This is a genomic window from Pseudomonas sp. PSB18, from assembly GCF_014596565.1.
Lineage (GTDB): Bacteria > Pseudomonadota > Gammaproteobacteria > Pseudomonadales > Pseudomonadaceae > Aquipseudomonas.
The window spans coordinates 1-22,785 of the sequence record NZ_NOIN01000012.1; the positions used below are offsets into that span (position 1 = coordinate 1).

Consider the following 22,785-nt stretch of genomic DNA (forward strand, 5'->3'; position numbering starts at 1 on the left):
GTGAAAGCCGGCAGGGCTGGGATGGCCGGGGCACGCAGCGCGACGTGGCCTTCGACGACTTGCTCCGTCCGGTGGCGGTGTTCGAGCAAGGTCGCGGACAACCGCGCACCTGTGTCGAGCGTATGCAATATGGCGCGCCAGGCCAGGGCCAGCAGGCCTTCAATCAATACGGACAATTGATTCGTCATGATGACCCGGCGGGCACTTTGCTGCTGGCGTCCTTTGCCCTGACCGGCCAGAACCTGGTCCTGAACCGACGGTTCTGCCTGGATGGCGCCACCCCGGACTGGCCGGCCTCGGAAGCCGATCGCGAATCCCTGCTCGAGCTTGGCGACGGTGCGCTGTCGACGTGGCGTCTCGGTTCGCTGGGGGATGTGCTGGAGCAGATCGACGCCAAGGGCAATCGGCAGCGCCAGGTCATGACCCGCGATGGCCGGCTGTCCAGCAGCCAATTGCTGCTGCAGGGCCAGAGCCAATGGCAATCGCTGGTGAGCGAGATCGACTACAACGCCCAAGGCCAGATCGAACGGGAAATGGCCGGCAACGACGTGCAGACCACGCTCACTTACGCCCCTGAAGACGGATGGCTGATGGAACGCCATGTCCGGCGGGCCGGCCAGTCGCTGCAACACCTGGTCTACACCTACGACCCCATGGGCAACGTGCTGGGGATCGAGGACAAGGCCCTGCCGGTGCGCTACTTCGCCAACCAGCGCATCGACCCGGTCAGTCGTTTTCGTTACAACAGTCTCTATCAACTGATCGAGGCCACGGGATGGGAGGCGGGCGGCCCGAATCAGGGGCCCGACTCTGTGGGACGCGTCGATCCGGCTGCGCTCAGCAACTACCGACAAACCTACCGCTACGACGCCGGCGGCAATCTGCTGGAACTGACCCATGTAGGGGCGCAGAACCATGGTCGCCAGTTGCAAGCGGCGCGCTACAGCAATCGTTGCCTGCCGTACCGTGACGGCGTGCCGCCGACAGAAGAGGAGATCGCCGCGGCGTTCGATGCGCGAGGTAACTGCCTGGCGTTGGAGAGCAGCCGGACCCTGGCCTGGGACCTGCGCAACCAGCTGTGCTCGGTCACGCCGATCGAGCGCGAGTCGGGGCTCAATGACCGCGAGGCCTATGTCTACGATGGCGGCGGTCAGCGGGTGCGCAAGCTGCGCACGTTGCACACCGGGGCGCGGACCCTGGCTGCCGAGGTCCGCTATCTGCCGGGGTTGGAGCTGCGTGCCGACAGCGGCACCGGGGAGTCATTGCAGGTCATCACCGCCCAGGGCGGGCTCAACAGCGTGCGGGTCTTGCACTGGGACAGCCCACCGCCCTCAGGCGCGAATGACCGCTATCGCTACGGTGTTGCCGAGCACCTGGGCTCGATCAGCCTGGAGCTTGACCATGACGGGCGAATCATCAGCCAGGAACACTTCTACCCCTTCGGTGAAACGGCGTTCCTGGCCGGGGACGATGTGATCGAGGTCGGCTACAAGACGGTCCGTTATTCGGGCAAGGAGCGGGATGCGACAGGATTTTACTACTACGGCTACCGGTTCTATGTGCCGTGGTTGCAGCGTTGGGCCAGTCCGGATCCGGCCTGGGCGATTGATGGGCTGAACTTCTATCGGATGGTCCGCAACAACCCGCTGACGTTTTTTGACGAGCAGGGTGAAGAGCCGCACTCGAACTCGTCGTTAACCACCGCGGCTGGCATTTATGATGCTTACAAAGAGGGTTACAGCGATACGGACCGGCAGTTGCCTTTCAAGATGATGGCCGAGATTACCCAGAACGCACTGAACTTCAAAACCAACAAAGCACCACCGTCGGTGCTCGCGAAGACCGAAGGCAAGCGTTTCACCTTGAGGCACTACACGGTGGGGGACAAGGGCGAGGCGCCGCCCTTCATGGAGATTGCATCAAACTTTGCGTTGGTCCATAGAAAGGTGAAAACCCTGGGCGCCAAGGGCGGCAATACCAATGAGAAGGACTGGACCAAAGCGGGAAACAGCGCATTCACCTTCTTCCTCCTGGCCGTGGATGGCGAGGTCAATGAACGCAGGTTTCTTCAGGGCATGACCCACTATGCCGAATATGACCTTGAGGACGACAAGGCATTGGAGGCTGCACTGGGAGCGGGCTTTGCGGAGGTCGAGTTTTTTGCGTCGCCGGATGTGCTGGACCCCAAGCATTCTGCAAAGTTGGAAAACGTTCCGATGGTGAAAGGTCGTCTGAAAGACCTGAAGGCCCTGCTGTTGGGCAACTCGGGAATCTCTCCCGTGCAAGTGGGAAGAATGGATGCACGCGCGCTGCTCGACACGATTGATCGGGCATTCGGGGGCAGCCTGGAGATCAAGCTACCCGGCTCGATTAAAGTCCAGGCGTGGCAGAAGAAAGTCGCGGTCCCCAGAGTCGGAAGAATGGCCGCCTGATTCAATCTCCTGCTCCATCGGTCGTCACTGTTATCTCTGACAGTAGCCACCAGGGGGGGCTCCTTGTTAGATGTCGGCCAGATCGCACGACTCTCAGGAGGCCAAGGCATGAACATGGATCACGGTACACCGAGGTTGATTGCGGTGGATCCCAGGTCCTTTCCGGTCCGTTCGGTCGATTACTGTCGTGCGCTGGAGCGGGAGCCTGCGCAATCGCGGATCAACCGCAGCCTTTTCGACATTGGCGGACGCGCGGTCAAGCAATGGGACCCGCGCCTGTGGGCCCTGCAACAGGACGATGGGGCGACCCCGGCCAATCTTTCGACGGTGTATGCGCTGTCCGGTGACGTGCTGCTGGCGAGCAGTGTCGATGCGGGTTGGCAGCTCGACCTGCCTGGGCTCGCCAGTGAAAGCCGGCAGGGCTGGGATGGCCGGGGCACGCAGCGCGACGTGGCCTTCGACGACTTGCTCCGTCCGGTGGCGGTGTTCGAGCAAGGTCGCGGACAACCGCGCACCTGTGTCGAGCGTATGCAATATGGCGCGCCAGGCCAGGGCCAGCAGGCCTTCAATCAATACGGACAATTGATTCGTCATGATGACCCGGCGGGCACTTTGCTGCTGGCGTCCTTTGCCCTGACCGGCCAGAACCTGGTCCTGAACCGACGGTTCTGCCTGGATGGCGCCACCCCGGACTGGCCGGCCTCGGAAGCCGATCGCGAATCCCTGCTCGAGCTTGGCGACGGTGCGCTGTCGACGTGGCGTCTCGGTTCGCTGGGGGATGTGCTGGAGCAGATCGACGCCAAGGGCAATCGGCAGCGCCAGGTCATGACCCGCGATGGCCGGCTGTCCAGCAGCCAATTGCTGCTGCAGGGCCAGAGCCAATGGCAATCGCTGGTGAGCGAGATCGACTACAACGCCCAAGGCCAGATCGAACGGGAAATGGCCGGCAACGACGTGCAGACCACGCTCACTTACGCCCCTGAAAATGGATGGCTGATGGAACGCCATGTCCGGCGGGCCGGCCAGTCGCTGCAACACCTGGTCTACACCTACGACCCCATGGGCAACGTGCTGGGGATCGAGGACAAGGCCCTGCCGGTGCGGTACTTCGCCAACCAGCGCATCGACCCGACCAGTCGTTTTCGTTACAACAGTCTCTATCAACTGATCGAGGCCACGGGATGGGAGGCGGGCGGCCCGAATCAGGGGCCCGACTCTGTGGGGCGCGTCGATCCGGCTGCGCTCAGCAACTACCGACAAACCTACCGCTACGACGCCGGCGGTAACCTGCTGGAACTGATCCACGTCGGGGCGCAGAACCATGGTCGCCAGTTGCAAGCGGCGCGCTACAGCAATCGTTGCCTGCCGTACCGTGACGGCGTGCCGCCGACCGAAGAGGAGATCGCCGCGGCGTTCGATGCGCGAGGTAACTGCCTGGCGTTGGAGAGCCGCCGGACCCTGGCCTGGGACCTGCGCAACCAGCTGTGCTCGGTCACGCCGATCGAGCGCGAATCGGGGCTCAATGACCGCGAGGCCTATGTCTACGATGGCGACGGCCAGCGGGTGCGCAAGCTGCGCACACTGCACACCGGAGCGCGGACCCTGGCCGCCGAGGTCCGTTATCTGCCGGGACTGGAACTGCGCGTCGACAGCGGCACCGGGGAGTCATTGCAGGTCATCACCGCCCAGGGCGGGCTCAACAGCGTGCGGGTCTTGCACTGGGACAGTCCACCGCCCTCAGGCGCGAACGACCGCTATCGCTACGGTGTTGCCGAGCACCTGGGCTCGATCAGCCTGGAGCTTGACCAGGACGGGCGAATCATCAGCCAGGAACACTTCTACCCCTTCGGTGAAACGGCGTTTCTGGCCGGGGACGATGTGATCGAGGTCAGCTACAAGACGGCCCGCTATTCGGGCAAGGAGCGGGATGCGACGGGGCTTTACTACTACGGCTACCGGTTCTATGTGCCGTGGTTGCAGCGTTGGGCCAGTCCGGATCCAGACTGGGCGATTGATGGGCTGAATTTCTATCGGATGGTCCGCAACAACCCGCTCACCCTGTTCGACACCGATGGCAGGATACCCACAGGCGCTGCACCCCCTCCGCCCCCTGGAATGAGAGGCCCCCCCATGCCTCCTCCACCCATGGGCGGTCCGCCGCCCCCTCCTGGAGCTGGTTCCCAGCAACCCATCCAAAAAAAATGGGTCATTAAAAAAGACCCGGCATTATATAAGCAACAGGGGGGTGAGTACCCTTACTACTCTTCGTTCTCAATTACTCTGCAGAAGCTGAATATTGAGCATTACAGTTCGATTTTTGATATGGAGATGTTTGTAGATGTATGGCGTGAAACCGGGCGTAATATGATTCCGCCCGCCAGAAGCATAGATTATGAAAAGGCCTTGGAGGTTCAAGGCGTGCTCAGAGAAATAGATGCAGAATGGTCTACGTATCGTCGAGCAGAGGTAAAGGAGGTATTCCGCGGAGACTCGCCGGCTATATTGAAAAGCTATCCATGGCTCGCGACCTTTGCAAAGAGGGGAGGGGATAGTGCGATAGAAGAAACAATAAATTTGGAGATTCGCTCTCAACTTATAATGTCAACGGCAAAAGACCCCGGAATGGGTTACGTGTCCGGTAAATCAATAATGTGGCACTTTCAGTTGGAACCTGGACATGCAGGGGTCTCTGAGGGGTTGTATGCATCTGAGGGCGAAGTAACGTTTCCGCTACATAACAGAATTCAAATAGTCTCCTTGCATTACATTCCAAAAGGAAAGTCCTATATGAATAATGCAGAGCGATTCGGAGTGGCGCATCGATACATAATCAAGGCGAAAATGCTGCCCCGCTCAGTCTCCAAATAAATATCAGGGATGCGAAAGAAGAAACTAAAAAAGCCCCCACCCAACCCGCTGCGGATAGGGGACGCAGTGGGCTGGATGGGGGCTTCTTGTTTCGCTGATCGTTACTGCGCGATGGTCTTCACCGACACGCCGCGTTCGATCGGGGTGGAGCGACCGTAGATGTCTTCGAAGCGCTCGATGTCGTCTTCGCCCAGGTAGCTGCCGGACTGCACTTCGATGATTTCCAGCGGGATCTTGCCCGGGTTGCGCAGGCGGTGAACCGACGCGATCGGGATGTAGGTCGACTGGTTTTCGGTGAGCAGGAACACGTTCTCGTCGCAGGTCACTTCAGCGGTGCCGCTGACCACGATCCAGTGTTCGGCGCGGTGGTGGTGCATCTGCAAGGACAGGCACGCACCCGGCTTGACCGAGATGTGCTTGACCTGGAAACGCCCGCCCATGTCCACCGAGTCATACGAGCCCCACGGACGATAGACTTCGCAGTGGTTCTGGGTTTCGGTGCGACCCTGGGCATTGAGGGTGTTGACCATCTTCTTGACGTCTTGGACCTTGTCCTTGTGGGCAATCATCATGGCGTCCTTGGTTTCGACCACCACGATGTTTTCCAGGCCGATCACCGACACCAGCTTGCCGTTGCCATGGATCATGCAGTTGCGGCTGTCCTGGATCACCACGTCGCCCTTGGTGACGTTGCCGTCGGCATCCTTGGGATTGACTTCCCACAACGACGCCCAGCAGCCGACATCGCTCCAACCGGCCGACAGCGGCACGACGCAGGCGCGTTGGGTCTTTTCCATCACGGCGTAGTCGATGGAGTTATCCGGGCAGCAGGCGAAGGTGGCTTCGTCGAAGGTGATGGTGTCCGCGGTCTGCTCGCTACGCTCCAGGGTCAGCAGGCAGGTGTCGTAGATATCCGGATCGTGCTTTTTCAGCTCTTCGAGGAAACGGCTGGCGCGGAACAGGAACATGCCGCTGTTCCAGAAGTAGCCGCCGGCCTCGACGAACTCGGTGGCGCGCTTGACGTCGGGTTTTTCGACGAAGTGCGAGACACGGCTCACGCCTTCAGGCAGCAGCGCGTCGTTGGTCGACTTGATGTAGCCGTAGCCGGTTTCCGGTTTGGTGGCCGGTACGCCGAACAGCACCATTTCGCCACGCTCGGCGGCCACGGTGGCCAGGGCCAGGGCACGTTGCAGGGCTTTCTGGTCTTCGATCACGTGGTCGGCCGGCAGCACCAGCATCAACTCGTCGCGACCTTCGTTGACCAGCATCATCGCGGTCAGCGCCACGGCTGGCGCAGTGTTGCGGCCGAACGGTTCCATCAGGATGCGCTGGGCTTCGAGGTTACGATTGTTCAACTGCTCGTTGACGATGAAACGGTGGTCTTTGTTGCAGACCACGATCGGCGTATCCATGCCTTCGAACACCAGGCGTTCGAGGGTCTGCTGGAACAGGGTGTGTTCGCCGGTCAGGGCCAGGAACTGTTTAGGGAATTGCTTGCGCGAAAGCGGCCAAAGACGTGAGCCGCTACCACCTGACAAGATCACCGGAATCATGTGTGTTACTCCTTTGAAGCGTAATGGTTATAGAGCTACTGCGTTCTGTCGTTTCACTCTTGTTTTTATTCCGTACTCGAATGACGTCCCGGGTCAGTGTGGGAGGCGGGCTTGCTCGCGAAGGCTGAGTGTCAGTGGACATCGTTGCTGAATGTCCTACCGCAATCGCGAGCAGGCTCGCTCCCACAGGGGGCGTCAGTCGAGTGAATCCGTCAGCGAGTTGACACTGGACGCTTTACCCAGACCGGCGACAAGCTGCTTCCGGAGCCGGTGACGTAAAGCACGGCCGCTTCGCCGCGCTCCAGGGCCACGGGCTTGAGGTCGCCGACTTTCTTGTCGCCTTCGAACAGCGCCAGGCTGACTTTCACCGGGTTGATTTCACGTTCGCCACGGCCCTTGGCCGCCACGTTCGGCACCACGTCGGTCTTGCCGTCGGCGGTCTTGAGGGTCAGTGCCTTGTCGGTGAGGTTCTGCACCCGCACCAGGGATTTCTGTTTGTTCTTGAACGGTGGTTCTTCGATCAGTTGCGGCTGGCCGGTCGCGTTGTTGACCAGGGTGTAGTAGTGATCGGGAGCCAGTTTGACCGGAACGGTCTGGCTGCCGACCTTGGCGCTGTAGTCGCCGCCGGGCATGAAGCTGAAGTCGCTGCTGGCCAATGGGGCGACGTCGTTGAGGTTGGTGCTGCCGACGGTGGCGCTGACTTCGCTGTTGCTGGCGTTGTAGATGCGCACGAAGCTCGAGCCTTTTGGTGCGACCGGGCCGTACAGCGCCGAGTCACCGGCAAAGGCGGAGAAGGAAAGGGCGCTCATGCTGGCAACCAGGGCAACGGCCTTGAAGGAACGAGCAGCGAGACGGCGAGGAGTAGTGTTGAAAGTCATGGTGGACCTCTCTTTCAGTTTTGCGCCCGGTCGGGCGTCTCGGATTGAGTGTTGGCGGCAACGTTCTGTTGGCGCGCACCGGCTTGTTTGAGTTCTGCGACCCACTGCGGGTCGGCGTCGCCGATTTCGTTGTTCACGGGCAGATAACGTTCAGGAAACTCCCAGATCAGCACTTGTGGCGGGCTGTTCTTGAAAGCGTCGCTCTTGAGGTAGCTGAGCATCGGCAGAATCGGGCCATGGCCGTCTTCGGCGTAGTTCACGACGTCGCTGTGCAGGGCTTGCTTGAGCGCACCGACGAAGTTCCAGTTGGGGTTGGCGCTGTAGCTGGTGCCGATCAGGGCCACGGGAACCTGGGCGTCGGCAAACAGCGCGTCGTCGCCGGCCGGCTGGTCGTCGGCCTCGCGGGTATTGCGCTTGACCAGTGGCTCCTGGGCCGGCATCAGGTTTTCGAACAGCGGGTCCAGGGGCAGGAACTGGCGCAGGTCACCCTTGTGGATGATCTTTTCCGCAGGCTCGGTGACGAAGCGTTGCGGCTCGCCGTTGAGGGGCGCGCGTTCGGCAATGGCCTTGGCGATGTTTTCGGCGGCGACCTGGGCGCCTTCCGGGGTCCAGTGGGTGTCGGTACGCAGGAATACCTGCTGGCCGCTCTGCTTGGCCTGTTGCAGCGGGCCGAGCAGGTCAGGGGCGAGGATCTTGTCGGCCGCGACGCGGGCATGGAAGTCCTGGTAGAGATTGGCGTGAATGCTGGCTGGCTTCACTTCACCCAAGTGCTCCGGATACAGCCGCGCCTTGGCCGGCACGATCGCCATCACCAGGGTGATGCCCTGTTCCTTGAGTTTCTGGCGCACGCCTTCGACCAGCGCGTAGTTGCCTTGCAGGTTCAGTTCTTCATTGACGATCGGGTTGAACTCTTCGTCGCTGTACAACCACTGGTCGCGGCCCAGGACCACGCCTTTGCGGCCCTCGTTGAACAGCTTGTAGTCCAGCGCGGCCCAGATGTTGGTGCCCAGGCGCTTGATCGGGAACTGGTCGTCGTAGTGGGTTTCGACAGCCTTGGTCCAGCGCCCGTTGAGCACGGTGGCATCGGGGTTGGTGCTGAAGCCGAAGAAACTGCGCATCGACCACAGGCCCAGGACCGCGAGGATCAGTAGGAACAGTGCGATGTAAAAGATGCGTAATGAGCGGGTCATGTTCAGATCCCTCAGAACTGGAAGTAAAGGAACGGCGAGAAGCTTTGCGCCGAGAGTTTGAGAATCGAAGCGATGAACAGCAGCAGCACCAACGCACGCATGACATAACGCGGCCAGTCGGCAACCCAGTAGGCCGGTTGCACTTGGGCTTCGACGCCCACGGTGTAGCCCGGTTCGTGGATCTGCGCCGGGTTGTCGCCCGGTACGGCCTTGATCAGCCCTGGTTGTGCAGTGGCCGGGCCATTGGCTTCGGTGCTGACCTCGGGCTTGGTCTTGACCGGCGGACGGTTGGTGTAGAAGTCCCGCAGGCCGAAGAAGGCAAGGGTTATGTAGGCCACCACCAGCGTGGCGATTTGCAGCCCGGTGAGGTTGGCGCGGGTCAGTTCCGACAGCGACCAGTCGCCGAAGCTGAACATGGCGCCGTACATGCGACCGGCCACATGCAGGTTCTCGGCACGGAAGATCACCCAGCCCATCACTACCAGAAGGAAGGTCAGCGCCCAGCGGATCGGGTTGAGGCTGCGTGGGGTGGTGTTGATGCCCACGGCTTTTTCAATGGCCAGCCAGATACCGTGCCAGGCGCCCCAGATCACGTAGGTGATGTTCGCGCCGTGCCACAGACCACCGAGCAGCATGGTCAGGAACAGGTTGCGATAGGTCATCAACGTGCCTTTGCGGTTACCGCCCAGGGTGATGTAGAGGTAGTCGCGCAGCCAGGTCGACAGGCTGATGTGCCAGCGCCGCCAGAACTCGGTGATGGACTGGCTGATGTAGGGCTGCTTGAAGTTTTCCATGAAACGGAAACCCATCATCAGGCCCAGGCCGATGGCCATGTCGCTGTAGCCGGAGAAGTCGAAGTACAGCTGTGCGGTGTAAGCCAGGGCACCGAGCCAGGCATCGCCGGTGGTCGGGTTCTGCAGGGCGAAGCAATGATCGGCCACCACCGCCAGGGTGTCGGCGATGAACACTTTCTTGATGAAGCCCTGCATGAAGCGCGTGCAGCCTTCGGAGAACTTGTCCAGGGTGTGGGTGCGGTTGTTGAACTGGTCGGCCAGGTCACGGAAACGCAGTACGGGGCCGGCAATCAGGTGCGGGAAGATCGCCACGAACGCTGCGAAGTCGATCAGGTTGCGGGTCGCCGGGGTGTCGCCGCGATAGACGTCGATGATGTAGCTGATGGACTCGAAGATGTAGAACGAGATCCCGATCGGCAACAGCACGTGGGTCAGGATGAAGGGTTCGAGACCGAAGCTGGTCATGATCGCGTTGAGGCTGTCCACCCCGAAGTTGGCGTACTTGAAGTAGCCCAGGATGCACAGGTCCACCGCCACGCCGAGCAATAGCCAGCGCTGGGCCGGCTTGGTGCGCACGCCGGCGGCCCCGACTTTCAGGCCGATCCAGTAGTTCCACAGGGTCACGGCGGCGAACAGCGCGAGGAAGTCCACCCGCCACCAGGCATAGAACACATAGCTGGCGATCAGCAGCAGCAGGTTGCGATAGCGTTGCCCGCTCAAGTAGTACAAGCCGAGAAAGATCGGCAGGAACAGGAACAGGAACACGTTGGATGAAAATACCATCCCGATCTCTCCATGTTGAATCAACAGTCAAGGGCCAGAGCCCCCCCAAACCCCCCCAGTGAAAAAGGGCGGTTACGATCGTTCCCACGCTCTGCGTGGGAATGCCTCTACGGACGCTCCGCGTTCGGCTTTTGGGAACGCAGAGCGTCCCCCGGCTGCATTCCCACGCAGAGCGTGGGAACGATCAGCGGTGAATCAGCTTCCTTTGCCTTTTTCGTTGGCTGGGTCGTAGACCCGGGTCAAGTCCCCGCCGAGGCGGAAGGTCTTGAACGGTTGCATTTCATGTTTGCGCTCCAGCACATCGCCGGAGCAGGTGTAGAGGCTGCAGAACGGTTCGAGCCAGGCAAACTTCGAATCGACCTTCAGGTCCTTCATGTCCTGCTCTTCGCCGTTCTTCTTCTCGAAGATCTCCGGGTCTTTCACCCCGGCCAGCACCCGGTCACCCAGGCGCTTGAGGGCGCCGTTGTTTTCCTGGCGCAGATCCACACCGTTGACCTGGGCGAAACTGGCGATCATCGCCAATGGCGGCAGGGCATAGTTGTGATAGGAAAGGGCCCGTTGCTTGCGCTTGAGTTCGTTGGGCAGGAAGCCGTCGGCATCGATCTGGTTGACGCCGACCTTGTATTCCTTGACGGCCCAGTCGAACAGGTCGCGGCGGTTGGTCGCGACCGAAGTGGCCATCACCGACCAGGCGGCCCAGTAGGAGTGGTTGTTGGTCTTGTCCAGCGGCAGGTTGTCCCAGTCGCTGACCACCTGATCGGCCATCTTGCTGAACCAGCTTTCGATCAGTTGCGCCTGTTCCTGATGGTTCGCCAACGGATGAGAGTCGGAGAATTTCAGGCGCACATAGGCCGAAGCCATGCTGCCCAAGGCCCATTTGCGCATGGACTTGCCGGTGTGGTTGAAGTCCTTGGACATCAGCGCATCGGCTTTCGCCCAGGTGGTCAGCCAGTTCAGGGTGCAATCCAGTTGCTCGGGACGGCCGTCGCGCATGAACTGCATCACTTGCTTGCTGACGCCGCGCTCGATCTTGGTGATGTCGGCGGTGCTGTCGCGAAAGGCTTTTTCCGATTGCACGTTCAACGTCGCCCGGGCCTTGTCCGAGCCCTCGTACTTGCTGCGGAACTGCAGGGAGCCGGTGTAAGGCGCCGGTACGGCGTCGCAGCCTTGGCCGGAGTCGCCGGCCTTGGCCTTTTCGATCGGTGCGAAGTAACCCTGTGGCGGGCGTAGCGGGGCCGCGGCCTGGGTGGCCCCGGCGAACATCGCCAGGGTCAGCAGGGACGGCGCCAGCAGCGTTTTCAAGGTTCGGTTGCGCATGTTCCTGGTCATAAAGCGAGACCTCATTGTCCGATTTGAGCCGTTTGTTCGGCTTGCGGAGAGACATTGCGTTTGCAGATTTTCGCTTCCACTTGTTGCGGTGCCGCACCGGCTTCGGGGCCCTGGACTTCAACGGCAAGCAGGTTCTGCGAAGCCCAGTCCTCATCGGTGCGCAACTGGAAGGCGAAACGTCCGTCGGTGTCCGAGGTATTCGGTTTTTCGATCTTGATATCCTCGTGGCGCCCATTCATGTACCAGAGGGTGGCTTGCAACGTTTTCACCGAGGTATCGGCGAAACGGATATCGACCTGGTGACTGCTGTTACGCAGATCCATGTTCTTGCTATTGACCATCAATTCGTTCTTGCCCGGCTTGAGGGCGGTCTTGCTGCTCATCAGCGCCGGCTTGCCTTCACAACCGTTGTCGTCCAGCAGCGCCATCATCTGGCGATAGATGGTTTCCTGGTCCAGGCGATACAGCGGCGAGAATTCCCAGATCAGGATTTTCGGCGGGCTCTTCTGGAATTCTTCGCTGCCCAGGTACTGGATCATCGCGCCCTCGAAACCGCCGCCGGGGAAGGCCACGTTGAGGATGTCGGCGCCGATGGCTTCTTCCAGGAAACCGGCGAAGTTGTAGTTCTTGCCGCTGTGACTGGTCCCCACGAGGGTGATCTGCGGGTTGCCGGAATCGCCGAACAGATCGCCGTCACCGGCCTCGCCTTTAGGCTCGGTGGTGAACTGGTCCATGTATTGGATGGCGTAGCTGGTGCCGCACAGTTGTCCGGCCATGTTATGCAGGGTGCCGGTCTTGCCCATGCGGCCGGACTTCTTGGTCTCGAATTCACGCTTGGGAATGTCGGCGAAGGCCGGGATCTGCTTGACCTTCTCGGCGACGATCTTCGCTGTGCGCTGAGCACCGTATGGCGTCCAGTGCTGGTCGCCACGGAAGTAGAAATCGTGGGCCGGCAGGGTTTCGGGCAGGCTTTCGTTGGTCAGCGGCGACAGGTCCGGCACCACGTAGCCCATCTGTGCGAAACGGCCGAGCATGGTCTTGTAGTTGGCCAGGGCTTTTTCGTAGTCGAAACTGGCTTTTTCCTGCGGATTGAGCTTGTTGCGATTCACCAGGCCCCGGGTCGGCTGGTAGACGATGACCAGCTCGACGCCTTTCTTCTTGAACGCATCGTGCAGCTGTTGCATGCGCTTGTAGCCGGCCGGCGTGGTGTTGAATTCGGTGCGCAAGTCTTCCTGGGTCCGGAACAGCCAGTCGCCCTGGGCCTGTACCAGCGTGGTGAAGTTCTGCTGGTAGCGCGTGGTGTAGTTCTTCGCATCGTGAGCGGCAGGACACAGGTTGCAGCACGGCTCTGCGGTGAACGCAGGCGCCTTGATTTCGTCGGCGCGCGCGCCGCTTGCAGCGGCGAGAATGCCGGCAGTCAGGGCAGACAGGCCCAAGAGTTTGATCATCAGTGGGTTCATAAAGGTCATCCTCAATCCCGCAATTCGGTCTGGCTTTCGACGGGGTCGATCAGCACGGCTTTCTGCTGGCGCACCAGCAGGTCGAGAATTTCGTCCTGGCGTTCGCCCAGGACTCCCGTGAAGCTGATGCCGCTGGATTTGGTCGGCGCGAGCATGGACACGCGATACAGCTCGACGCTCAGGGGCGAGTCGATGGACAGCGGGCCACTGCCGTTGGCGGCCAGTTCGCCACCGACCACGATCAGCGAGACCTCGGCGTCGAACGGGTCGAGCTTGATGTCCCGGTCGGTGTTGGACAGGTCCTTGATGTGGCCATAGATGCCGGTCAGGCCGTTGGCCATGGCCACGTTTTCGTAGAGGCGGATGTTCACGCTGTTACGAATCCGGATGCCGTGACGCTGGTTGCTGATCACTTGGTTGGCCCACAACAGATTGTCGGCACTCTCGTAGAGGGTGATGCCGTCGGTGTGGTTCTTGTAGATCTCGTTGTAGGCGATGATGTTGTTCACGCTGTTACGGTCGATCACCAGACCCGAGAGCTTGTTGTCGTAACTGCGGTTGTTGAAGATGAAGCTGTCGTTGACCTCACGGGAAATAATGATTCCGTGCTTCTTCTTCGTCCCGTAGACGGTGTTGTCGGCGATGATCAGCCGATGAGACCGGTCGTGGGGGTCGATGCCGTAGACAATGTTGTCCTTGTAGGTGTTGCCCTTGACCACGAAGTCGCGCGTCTCGTAGCAGTAGAAGCCGTACCACATGTCCGAGAACTCGGAACCGATGATCCAGCCGGTCGGTTCCGGGCGCTTGAGGACCTTGGCCATGTTCGGCGTGTACTGGGAAATACTCACCCCATACGACTTACTGTTGGAGTAGCCGAAGCTGGCCATCTTGGTGTTGACGATGTAGGTCTCGGTGCCGCCCCACGCGAGCAGGAACGGACGGAACTCCTTGGGCGAACGGAACGTGGCGGGGCCATTGTCCTTTTCGCGCCAGCCGGTGACCTTGGTATCGCGGATGAACATCCGGCCATCGTTGACCAGGAACGAACCGCCTTCCTGGGACAGGCGCAGTTCCTGGGTCTGTTTGTCGATTTCCAGGATGCCTTTCTGGCCAACCACGATCGGAATCTTCGCCAGGTAGACACCTGGCGAGGTTTCGATGACGTACTTGGGCAGCTTCTTGGCCAGGTCCTTGAAGTTCATGTAGCCGTCGTCGATGAAGATGGCCTGCGGGATGCCATGCTGGCGCACCACCCACTCGGCCATCTTGTTGTCACCGCCGATGAAGTCCTTCAAGGCGTTTTCCTGCATCATCCGGCGCACGCTGATCTTGCCGGGTTTGGTCCGCACGATCTTGGCCGCGACCGCTTCGGCGGTGAAGCCTTTGAGGTCGGGCAAGGTCGGCTTGGCCAGTTCCAGCGGCTCGGTCGGCGCGCTGTTGACGGTGTAGGTCTTGGCTCGTTGCAGTTCCTTGACCACGTTGCCCGGCTTGACCACCGGTTCAACGTTGGCGAACGCCGGCGAGCCGGCCAGCAGCATCGCTGCGACCAACAGGCTGATCGAACCTTTCATCGCCTGGCTGTTCCTGAGGTAGCGGTTCATTTCGGGCACTCCCATGGCCATTTGCATCAGAAGCGCCAGATCACGTCGACGAAGGCGCGATGCATGTACGAGTCGACTTCCTTGCCGTAGGCATCGCCTGGCTTGAACACGCCGCCACGCAAGCGCACCAGCGCCGAGGGCTCGTCGATGGACTGGCTCAGTGCGGCCGGCAGCAGTCCTTGCTTGAAGTACTTGGTGACCACCAGGTCGACCTCCTGGCCCAGGTCCTTGTCGCCATCACGCAGCGGCAGGGTCGAGGTGGAGAGGATGGCGCCGGTCACGTCGTCGGTGTTGTTCTGCACGGCGTTGATGCCGTTGCTGCCCACCGGCTTGTTGCCGTCCACACGCCAGAACTTGTGGTACACCAGGCTGGCGTCGTATTCGTCGCGCAACTGCCAGGAGCCGAACAGGCTGGCGCTCTGGGTGTTGGCCATTTCGCCGCGGAACGCTTCGCCGAAACGGTGGACCCGCGAGCGGGTGCCGGTGAAATTCGAGCGGTTGCTCTGCAGGCCGTTCTGTTGATATTCATCGCTGGCGCGGGCATAGGTCGCACCGACTTGCCATTGCGGATCGAGGCGCAGGCGGATACCCAGGTCAGTGGCCCAGCCGTTCAGGTCTTCGCTGCGCTTGGCTTGCGCAGGGCGCGTGCCGTCGGCGTTGAGCGGGTTGACAGTGTCGCGGTCGCCGGTCATGCCGGTGAGGCTCGCCCAGTAGTTGACCGTGTTGGTGTTGCGCCAGTTATAGGCGTCGCTGTTGGCTTCCAGGCCGAGCCAGGTCAAGTCACCGTTCTGGGTCTTGTCCAGGGTATCGGTGGGTTCGCCCGGGGTCGGGTAATCGAGGCTGCCGTTGTCATGGGTGTGATGGGCACGGATACCGGCCCATTGGCCTGGCATCCACTGGTACGCCACATCGCCATAGACGTGCAGGCGATCCTTGTCCTTGGGCGACAGCTCCTTGAGGTCGGTGCGGTATTCGCTGAAACGTTCGGCGACGCCGAGGTTGGCCCGCAGCAACGTGGTGTCGAAGGTCCAGTTCAGGGCTTCGATGTTGGTGTCGCGCCATTGGCCGTCGTCGTTGCGCAGGCGCTGGCGCCCGAACTTCAACTGTTCGCCCGGGTAAGGCGTCAGGCCGCTGTAGCCAATCCAGAATTCACGCATGGCCAGGTAGTTTTTCTTGGCTTCGCGATCGCCGCTGTCTGTCTGCTGGTTGGCGCCATCGGACTGTTGCAGGGTGTCGGTCTCGATGACGTCGGTGGAGGTCACGGCCTGGGCCATGGCGTAGGCGCTCCAGTTACCGCTTTCACCATAGATCCACGGACGCAGGTCCAGGCCCACGCCGTTGACGTCGCCACCGCTCTGGGTGCCCAGGTCACGGTCGTCTTCGGATTGGCCGGTGATCTTCACTTCCAGGCCGAAATTCTTGCTTTCGGTCAGGGCCGCCAGGGTCGGGCAGGACCACATCAATGCGCATGTCAGGCCAATTCCAGCCTGCACAAAAGGATTGAATTTCAAAGACTTCATAGTTGTTCCTCGCCGTTATCTTCTTTTAGGGCTTGCAGTTCCAGCGTATCGGGGCTCATGACGCCACGAATGGCCTGCTCTTGTTGTAGCAGGCGTTTGGCTTGTGCAAGCTGCTCCGGCGGTAATTGTGCTTCGAGGGTCTGGGCAAGCTCGATGGCTTGCGGGGTGTTCTGGGCCTTGGCCAACTGGCTGAACACATAGGCGTTGACCGGGTTGGGCTTGGTGCCCTTGCCTTGGGAAAACAACTGGGCAATGGCGAAGTCGGCGCTGTTCTGGCCGTTGCGGGCGGCCTTGAGCAGATGGTCCAGGGCTTTTTGCGAGTACACCTGGCCCAGATAGCCACGGCGATAGATCTGGCCCAGGTAGTAATCGGCGGCCACTTCGCGGCCGACGGCTTTCTGGAAGTGTGCCTCGGCGGCCTTGGCGTCGGCCGGCACCCATTTGCCTTCGTAGTACAGCTTGCCCAGCAGCAGCTCGGCGCGAGGCTGGTCGGCGGCGCGGCCGTTTTCCAGGTATTGCATCATCTTGTCGACATCGCCCAGTTCGGGGAAGTCGTAGAGCAACTGCGCCAGGCTGACCCAGGCAGCGGGGTAGCCCGGGGCGATGCCTTCGAGCAACGACTGGGCGGTTTTTTCGTCAGTCTTGCCCAGGCTGGCATCGGCCAGGACACGGGCGACGCTGTCTACGCGCTGGGCGGATACGACGCCACGGGCGTGGCCAGCCTGCATCTGCTTGAGCAACTCGGCCTGCTGTTCCGGCTGGCCGCGCTTTTGATAGACCGTGGCCAGTTCGACGTAGCAGATATCGGTGGTGGCCAATGCGGCCTTGCAGACCTTCTCGACTTCGTCCAGGTGCTGGTCGTAGGTGCCCTGGGTGCGATAGAGCAGAATCTGCGCCAGGCCCGCTTCCGGGTAGCCGGCGCTGCGCCACTGGCTGATCTGCTGCTGGGCGTTGACGTTCGGGAAACTGTGGGGATATTGCAGGTACAGCATCGCCAGCGGGATCAGGGTATTGCCTTCACCGTTGGCGAAGGCTTTTTTCAACAGGCCTTCGGCTTCGTGCTTTTCAGCCTCGGTGGAACCTGGCTTGGCCACCAACAGGCGACCCAGGCGAGCCTGGGCCCGTGGCGAGATATCGGCGGCGGCGCGGTAAGTGGCCTCGGCCTTTTTCATCTGCTCGGGATCGCGGCTGTCCACCTGGATATCGGCCAGACCCACCTGGGCCTCGCTGTAGCCCAGGTCGGCCAGTTGCTGGTAGTTCTGCTGCGCCAGCGTCGTATCACCACGCTTGAGAGCCTCATTGGCCAGGCGCTGGTCGGGCAGGCCGGCGCAACCGGCCAGGCTGATTGCCAGCGCAATGGCACTGAGGGTTCCCATGTGGGAGCGAGCCTGCTCGCGATGCAGGCCACTCGATACATCAGACACACCGCGCTGATCCCATCGCGAGCAGGCTCGCTCCCACAGGGAATGCAGCGCATTGTTGTTTTGTGGAGTCGTCACGGGCAGTCCTCCGCTTACTTACCGACAGCCATGGCTTTTTCGATCAGCCAGTTCAGGTTCGGACCACGGTCACTGTTGACTTCCACGGGACGACCGGCCAGGGCGCTGTCCAGGGGCTCGTCGGGCTTGATCAGCACGCGGATATCCGATGACAGGTCTTCGCTTTTCAGGCTGGTGCTGCTGATGATCTTGCCGGTGCGGGTGATGTCTTCGCCGGCGACCTGGAAGTTGACCGCGGTGCCTGGACGCACTTCGCCGAACTGGCGATAGGAGAAGCGGGCTTCCACGTTGGCTTCGGTGCCGCGCGGAACCAGTTGGAAGATCACGTCACCCTTGCTGGCGTATTGACCGTTGGCGACCAATTGCTGGGCCACGATGCAGTCGCAAGGGGAGGTCAGGGTGCCGGTCATCTGTTTGCCGAACAGTTCCTCGACCTTGGCCGGTTGCAGTTGGTTGTCATCCAGGTGACCCTTGAGCACGTCGAGCATGCTGGTGCTGAAGGTCGCCAGCGGGGCGCCTTTGGCGGCCACGCCGTCAGCCTTGACCAGGCTCTGCACAGTACCGTCGCGTGGCATGGTGATTGCCATGCCCGGTACGTTTACCAGGCCAGCCTGGGCGTGGCTGACGAAGTACATGCCGTACACCGACTTGAAGATGAACCCGAATGCCGCCAGGCCGACGATGAATACGCCCAGGCTGAAGGTCACGGCCCGCAGGCGACCCAGGGCGCTCATGCCACTGCTTTCATCCTTCTGCTTGCGCGCCTTGGTGAAGTTGTCGCGTTGCAGAGTCGCCAGCACATCACCGACGCCGACGATGTCGCCGGCCAGGTGCGAGGTGATGATGTGACGCAGTGTCGAGATATCCCGAGGCTCCAGGTTCTGGAACTGGCAACCGGTGCGGCCGGTCTGGCGCTCGTGGGAGCGGATCTGCAATTCCACGTCCATGGCCAGGCCAAGGTTGTCGATGACGAATTGCAGGCGACCCTTATAGGCCTCGCCCACCTTGAGCGGCATCTGGCCGGCGTTGAAGCTCAGGCCACCAGCGGACAAGTCCAGGACCTTGACTTCCATGGGGGTGCGGTCGGGGCCGAAGAAGCGCAACTTGGCCGGGATTTTCACTCGGGCGTGTTGGCGCTGGGCTTCGGATTCATGCACTACGTTGACATTCACGGCGGTGTTCATAGGGGCGATTTCCTAGTTAATTCAGGCGAGTTCGGTCAGACCATCGTCAACAGCACGGCGACGAAAATACTGCCGGCAGAGAAGGTCATGGTCCGAGACGACCAGGTGTTGAACCAACGTTGAAAGCTGGCGAGATCACGGGTAAGCGAAGTGGGTTGGCGGGTCCAGGATTGTTGATCGAGGCGGAAAAACACGTAGATCTTCACCATCGCGCCGACGATCTGGTTGTAATAGAGAATCGCCGGGTAAGCGGGGCCGATCCGGTGTCCGGAGCACGACAGCAACAAGGTCAGGATCAACCGGGTGATACCGATCCACAGCAGGTACACCAGGATGAACGCGGTGCCGTACTTGAAGCTGGCGATCAGTGCCACGGTCAGGCCCAGCAGCGAGGTCCACATCGACACGCGTTGGTCGAACAGCACCACCGAGGTAAACAGGCCCAGACGTCTCAAGCCCAGGCCCAATGCCCGGGAGTTCTGCCGCAGGTTGTTGCCGTACCAGCGGAACATCAGCTTGCGACTGGCCTTGATGAAGCTTTTTTCCGGCGGGTGCTCAACGGTGTTGATCGCCGCGTCGGGTACGTAGAAGGTGTCGTAGCCCAGGCGCATCAGGCTGAACCAGCTCGACTTGTCGTCACCGGTCAGGAACTTGAAACGACCCAGGCGCCAGTGTTGCAGCGAGTCGCTTTCCACGTCGGCGATGAAGTCCGGGTTGGTCACCACAGTGGCGCGGAACACCGACATGCGCCCGGTCATGGTCAACACGCGCTTGGACAGGGCCATGGAGCACATGTTGATATGGCGCTGGGCGAAACGCAGCTTGTGCCATTCGGCCATGATGTAGCCGCCGCGCACTTCGCAGAATTCGTTGGTGGTCAGGCCGCCGACGTTGCCGAACAGCTGGAACCACGGCACGGTCTTGCGCACGACGCCTTCGGCGAGCACGGTGTCGCCATCGATCACGGCGACCACGGCACGGTCATCCGGCAAGTGGCGGGAGATGGCGCGGAAACCGTAGGCCAGGCCGTCACGCTTGCCGGTGCCCGGGATGCGCACGAAGTCCAGCTTGACCCGTTCTGGCGGGTTCATGCGGGCCCAGAGGCTCTTGACCAGCAGTTCGTCGGACATTTCCACGATGGAGCAGACCACGGTGGTGGGCAGCCCGCAGTCGATGGCCTCGCGAATCACCGAGCCGTAGACCTGGGCAGTGGTCAGCGCGTCGATCCGGAAGCTGGTGACCATCAGGTAGACGTGGGAAGGATCCGCCGCCGCGCCCAGCTTGCGTACCTTGCGACGCAGATGCGGGTAGACGATGTACAGGAAGATCATGCCACGCACGAAATGCGTTGCTCCCATGGAGTAACGCCAGATGCCCACGGCGCCGATCAGGAAAATGAAATCCTTGGATTCGGAGTCGAACGTGGACGTGGGCAACGCCATGGCGATGCCCATCAATAAACTCAAGTAAAACAGCCAACCGGCGGCCTGAAGCAGGCCGTGCTTTAGCCTGTGCATAATCTGCATCCGTCTCTATCTCGGGCGGGCTTTGTGAGCGGCCCGATGGGTTAAGGCAGGCGAAAGGCCGGCCGGGGCGGGCCCGGGCCGGCAAACAGACTTACCAGCAGATACCTTCGGTCCGGCCATTCGGTGTAGTGGCCTTGGCCATGAACCCAACCAGGTCGATGACCTGTTTGCCTTCCGGTACGTTCTCGGTCAGCGCACGGAACTTCTCGTCGCGGTTGCCAAGAATGATGATGTCGGAGTTATCGATCACCGAGTCGAAGTCGGAGTTGAGCAAGGACGAGACGTGAGGAATCTTCGACTCGATGTAATCCTTGTTCGCGCCGTGGACACGGGCGTATTCGACATTGCTATCGTAGATGCGCAGGTCGTAGCCCTTGCCGATCAGCATTTCCGCCAGTTCTACCAGTGGGCTTTCACGCAGGTCGTCGGTACCGGCCTTGAAGCTCAGGCCCAGCAGGGCGACTTTGCGTTTTTCATGACTGGAGACGATGTCGAAGGCGTTCTGCACCTGGGATTCGTTGCTGCGCATCAGCGAGTTGAGCAGCGGCGCTTCCACGTCCAGGGAGCTGGCGCGATAGGTCAGGGCGCGTACGTCCTTGGGCAGGCACGAGCCGCCGAAGGCGAAGCCGGGACGCATGTAGTACTGGGACAGGTTGAGGGCCTTGTCCTGGCAGACCACATCCATCACGACGCGACCGTCGACGCCCACGGCCTTGGCGATGTTGCCGATCTCGTTGGCGAAGGTCACCTTGGTGGCGTGCCAGACGTTGCAGGTGTACTTGATCATCTCGGCGACAGCGATGTCCTTGCGGATGATCGGCGCATCGAGTTCTTCGTACAGCGATTGCAGGACGTCGCCAGAGGCTTTATCGAACTCGCCGATGACGGTCATCGGTGGCTGGTCGTAGTCCTTGATCGCGGTGCTTTCACGCAGGAACTCAGGGTTGACCGCGACACCGAAGTCGACACCGGCCTTTTTGCCGGAGCAGTCTTCGAGGATCGGGATGACAACGTTTGCGACCGTGCCCGGCAATACGGTGCTGCGCACTACGATAGTGTGGCGGGTGCTCTTTTCGCGCAGGACAAAACCGATCTCGCGGCAGACGGCCTCGATGTAGTTCAGTTCCAGGTCGCCGTTCTTTTTGCTCGGCGTGCCGACGCAAATCATCGACAGGTCTGTATCGCGAATGGCTTCCGCGAAGTTGGTGGTGCCACGCAGGCGACCTGTTTGAATACCTTGAGCCAGCAACTCCCCAAGACCCGGTTCAACAATAGGCGATTTGCCGGCGTTGATCATATCGATCTTGTCTTTGGCGACATCTACGCCAACCACATCATGGCCCCGTGCAGACAGGCAACCGGCACATACTGCACCGACGTAACCCAAACCAAATATGCTAATGCGCATCGCATTTACCTCTGTTTTTCACGCCATTAAATGGCCGGAGTTAATAGTGTTCAGCGGTCATAGTGCACTCGGAAGTGTGGAATGCAGGCGCCACAGTGCCGTGTGCAGGCATACTAAGTTCCGAGTGTCTAAATAATTGCACTCAAGTTGTGCGCAATGCGGCCTTCTTGTTATGACCTGCCCTGTTATGCAGCCAGTCCTCGTTGTCCAGAACGTTCGTGCAAAGGTCGTTCACTTCTGACTTCTGGCAAAAAGCCCACAAAATCAGGAGCTTGTGTGCTCGGGTGAGCACGTTATAGGGGCGCAGCCTTGGCCTTGTAGGGGATAGCGATGGTGCCTTATCTCCTGTCCTTTCATCTTGGATCCATAAGAGCGACCGTTTCGCTTAGTTGTCGTGACAACTTGGTTACTTCAGTCGACGTCCCATGTAAGTTATCTCGTACACGCTCGGCGAGAATCGTTACGGGTGGTATGAGCCGTGCATTTGGACATAGTTCCTGCCCGCTCATCGCGATTTTGGAAATTTTTTGAAATATTGGCAGAGATGGCACTGCTCTCATATTGATAGCACTTGCTATTTCGCCCTTTAGTTACGGGGAGTTAAGAGGCCTAGATGTTTTTTTGCCACTACTGTTGAAAATTTTCCGTGCCACTACGGAAAAAACTGACATTTGTCGAGTGAAAGAAAAGTTAGCACAGGGGGTGGTTTAAATATTGACGCCAAGAATGTGGCGAATTGAGTGGGGAAGTTGAATGACCT

The 22,785-nt window shown here is 60.5% G+C and carries 14 protein-coding genes; 2 read left to right on the forward strand and 12 right to left on the reverse strand.

Annotated features, from left to right (window positions below):
* A partial coding sequence (locus CGA22_RS22980; RefSeq protein ID WP_188258715.1) for an RHS repeat domain-containing protein occupies nt 1-2,432 on the forward strand: 2,432 nt, incomplete at its 5' end.
* Nucleotides 2,433-2,540: 108 nt separating this feature from the next.
* Nucleotides 2,541-5,300, forward strand: a complete 2,760-nt coding sequence (locus CGA22_RS22985; RefSeq protein ID WP_188258716.1) for an RHS repeat protein — start codon at nt 2,541-2,543, stop codon at nt 5,298-5,300.
* A gap of 101 nt (nt 5,301-5,401) precedes the next feature.
* Here the strand turns inward: CGA22_RS22985 and CGA22_RS22990 are convergent, their stop codons facing one another.
* The 12 genes from CGA22_RS22990 to CGA22_RS23045 form a co-directional block, all read right to left on the reverse strand.
* Nucleotides 5,402-6,853 (reverse strand): mannose-1-phosphate guanylyltransferase/mannose-6-phosphate isomerase, encoded by a 1,452-nt coding sequence (locus CGA22_RS22990; protein ID WP_041021625.1) that lies wholly within the window; start codon nt 6,851-6,853, stop codon nt 5,402-5,404.
* Between the two features lie 212 nt (nt 6,854-7,065).
* Nucleotides 7,066-7,731 (reverse strand): alginate O-acetyltransferase AlgF, encoded by a 666-nt coding sequence (locus tag CGA22_RS22995; protein WP_041021624.1) that lies wholly within the window; start codon nt 7,729-7,731, stop codon nt 7,066-7,068.
* A gap of 14 nt (nt 7,732-7,745) precedes the next feature.
* The gene (locus CGA22_RS23000; RefSeq protein ID WP_041021623.1) at nt 7,746-8,921 is read right to left on the reverse strand and encodes an alginate O-acetyltransferase; all 1,176 of its coding nucleotides are present in this window, start codon (nt 8,919-8,921) and stop codon (nt 7,746-7,748) included.
* A gap of 11 nt (nt 8,922-8,932) precedes the next feature.
* The gene (locus CGA22_RS23005) at nt 8,933-10,498 is read right to left on the reverse strand and encodes an MBOAT family O-acyltransferase (RefSeq protein ID WP_041021622.1); all 1,566 of its coding nucleotides are present in this window, start codon (nt 10,496-10,498) and stop codon (nt 8,933-8,935) included.
* Between the two features lie 195 nt (nt 10,499-10,693).
* On the reverse strand, nt 10,694-11,815 hold the full coding sequence (locus tag CGA22_RS23010) for a mannuronate-specific alginate lyase (protein ID WP_041021631.1): 1,122 nt from the start codon (nt 11,813-11,815) through the stop codon (nt 10,694-10,696).
* A 23-nt stretch (nt 11,816-11,838) separates the two neighbouring features.
* Nucleotides 11,839-13,287 (reverse strand): alginate O-acetyltransferase, encoded by a 1,449-nt coding sequence (locus tag CGA22_RS23015; protein WP_041021621.1) that lies wholly within the window; start codon nt 13,285-13,287, stop codon nt 11,839-11,841.
* 11 nt (nt 13,288-13,298) lie between these two features.
* Nucleotides 13,299-14,888, reverse strand: coding sequence for a mannuronan 5-epimerase AlgG (algG, locus tag CGA22_RS23020; RefSeq protein ID WP_041021630.1), 1,590 nt, complete (start codon nt 14,886-14,888; stop codon nt 13,299-13,301).
* Between the two features lie 26 nt (nt 14,889-14,914).
* Complete coding sequence (locus tag CGA22_RS23025) at nt 14,915-16,399, reverse strand: alginate export family protein (protein ID WP_041021629.1); 1,485 nt, start codon at nt 16,397-16,399, stop codon at nt 14,915-14,917.
* 5 nt (nt 16,400-16,404) lie between these two features.
* Nucleotides 16,405-17,784, reverse strand: coding sequence for an alginate biosynthesis TPR repeat lipoprotein AlgK (gene algK, locus CGA22_RS23030; protein ID WP_223194903.1), 1,380 nt, complete (start codon nt 17,782-17,784; stop codon nt 16,405-16,407).
* Between the two features lie 137 nt (nt 17,785-17,921).
* Nucleotides 17,922-19,091, reverse strand: coding sequence for an alginate biosynthesis protein Alg44 (locus CGA22_RS23035; RefSeq protein WP_041021619.1), 1,170 nt, complete (start codon nt 19,089-19,091; stop codon nt 17,922-17,924).
* 35 nt (nt 19,092-19,126) lie between these two features.
* On the reverse strand, nt 19,127-20,608 hold the full coding sequence (alg8, locus tag CGA22_RS23040) for a mannuronan synthase (RefSeq protein WP_370444489.1): 1,482 nt from the start codon (nt 20,606-20,608) through the stop codon (nt 19,127-19,129).
* A gap of 100 nt (nt 20,609-20,708) precedes the next feature.
* Entirely contained in the window at nt 20,709-22,025 is a 1,317-nt protein-coding gene (locus tag CGA22_RS23045) for a nucleotide sugar dehydrogenase (RefSeq protein WP_041021617.1), read from the reverse strand.
* Nucleotides 22,026-22,785: the final 760 nt, after the last annotated feature.

Coding starts and splice junctions, on each gene's coding strand:
- CGA22_RS22985 (WP_188258716.1), top strand. CDS start 2,541: ATGAACATGGATCACGGTACACCGAGGTTGATTGCGGTGGATCCCAGG.
- CGA22_RS22990 (WP_041021625.1), bottom strand. CDS start 6,853: ATGATTCCGGTGATCTTGTCAGGTGGTAGCGGCTCACGTCTTTGGCCG.
- CGA22_RS22995 (WP_041021624.1), bottom strand. CDS start 7,731: ATGACTTTCAACACTACTCCTCGCCGTCTCGCTGCTCGTTCCTTCAAG.
- CGA22_RS23000 (WP_041021623.1), bottom strand. CDS start 8,921: ATGACCCGCTCATTACGCATCTTTTACATCGCACTGTTCCTACTGATC.
- CGA22_RS23005 (WP_041021622.1), bottom strand. CDS start 10,498: ATGGTATTTTCATCCAACGTGTTCCTGTTCCTGTTCCTGCCGATCTTT.
- CGA22_RS23010 (WP_041021631.1), bottom strand. CDS start 11,815: ATGCGCAACCGAACCTTGAAAACGCTGCTGGCGCCGTCCCTGCTGACC.
- CGA22_RS23015 (WP_041021621.1), bottom strand. CDS start 13,287: ATGAACCCACTGATGATCAAACTCTTGGGCCTGTCTGCCCTGACTGCC.
- algG (WP_041021630.1), bottom strand. CDS start 14,888: ATGAACCGCTACCTCAGGAACAGCCAGGCGATGAAAGGTTCGATCAGC.
- algK (WP_223194903.1), bottom strand. CDS start 17,784: ATGGGAACCCTCAGTGCCATTGCGCTGGCAATCAGCCTGGCCGGTTGC.
- CGA22_RS23035 (WP_041021619.1), bottom strand. CDS start 19,091: ATGAACACCGCCGTGAATGTCAACGTAGTGCATGAATCCGAAGCCCAG.
- alg8 (WP_370444489.1), bottom strand. CDS start 20,608: ATGCACAGGCTAAAGCACGGCCTGCTTCAGGCCGCCGGTTGGCTGTTT.
- CGA22_RS23045 (WP_041021617.1), bottom strand. CDS start 22,025: ATGCGCATTAGCATATTTGGTTTGGGTTACGTCGGTGCAGTATGTGCC.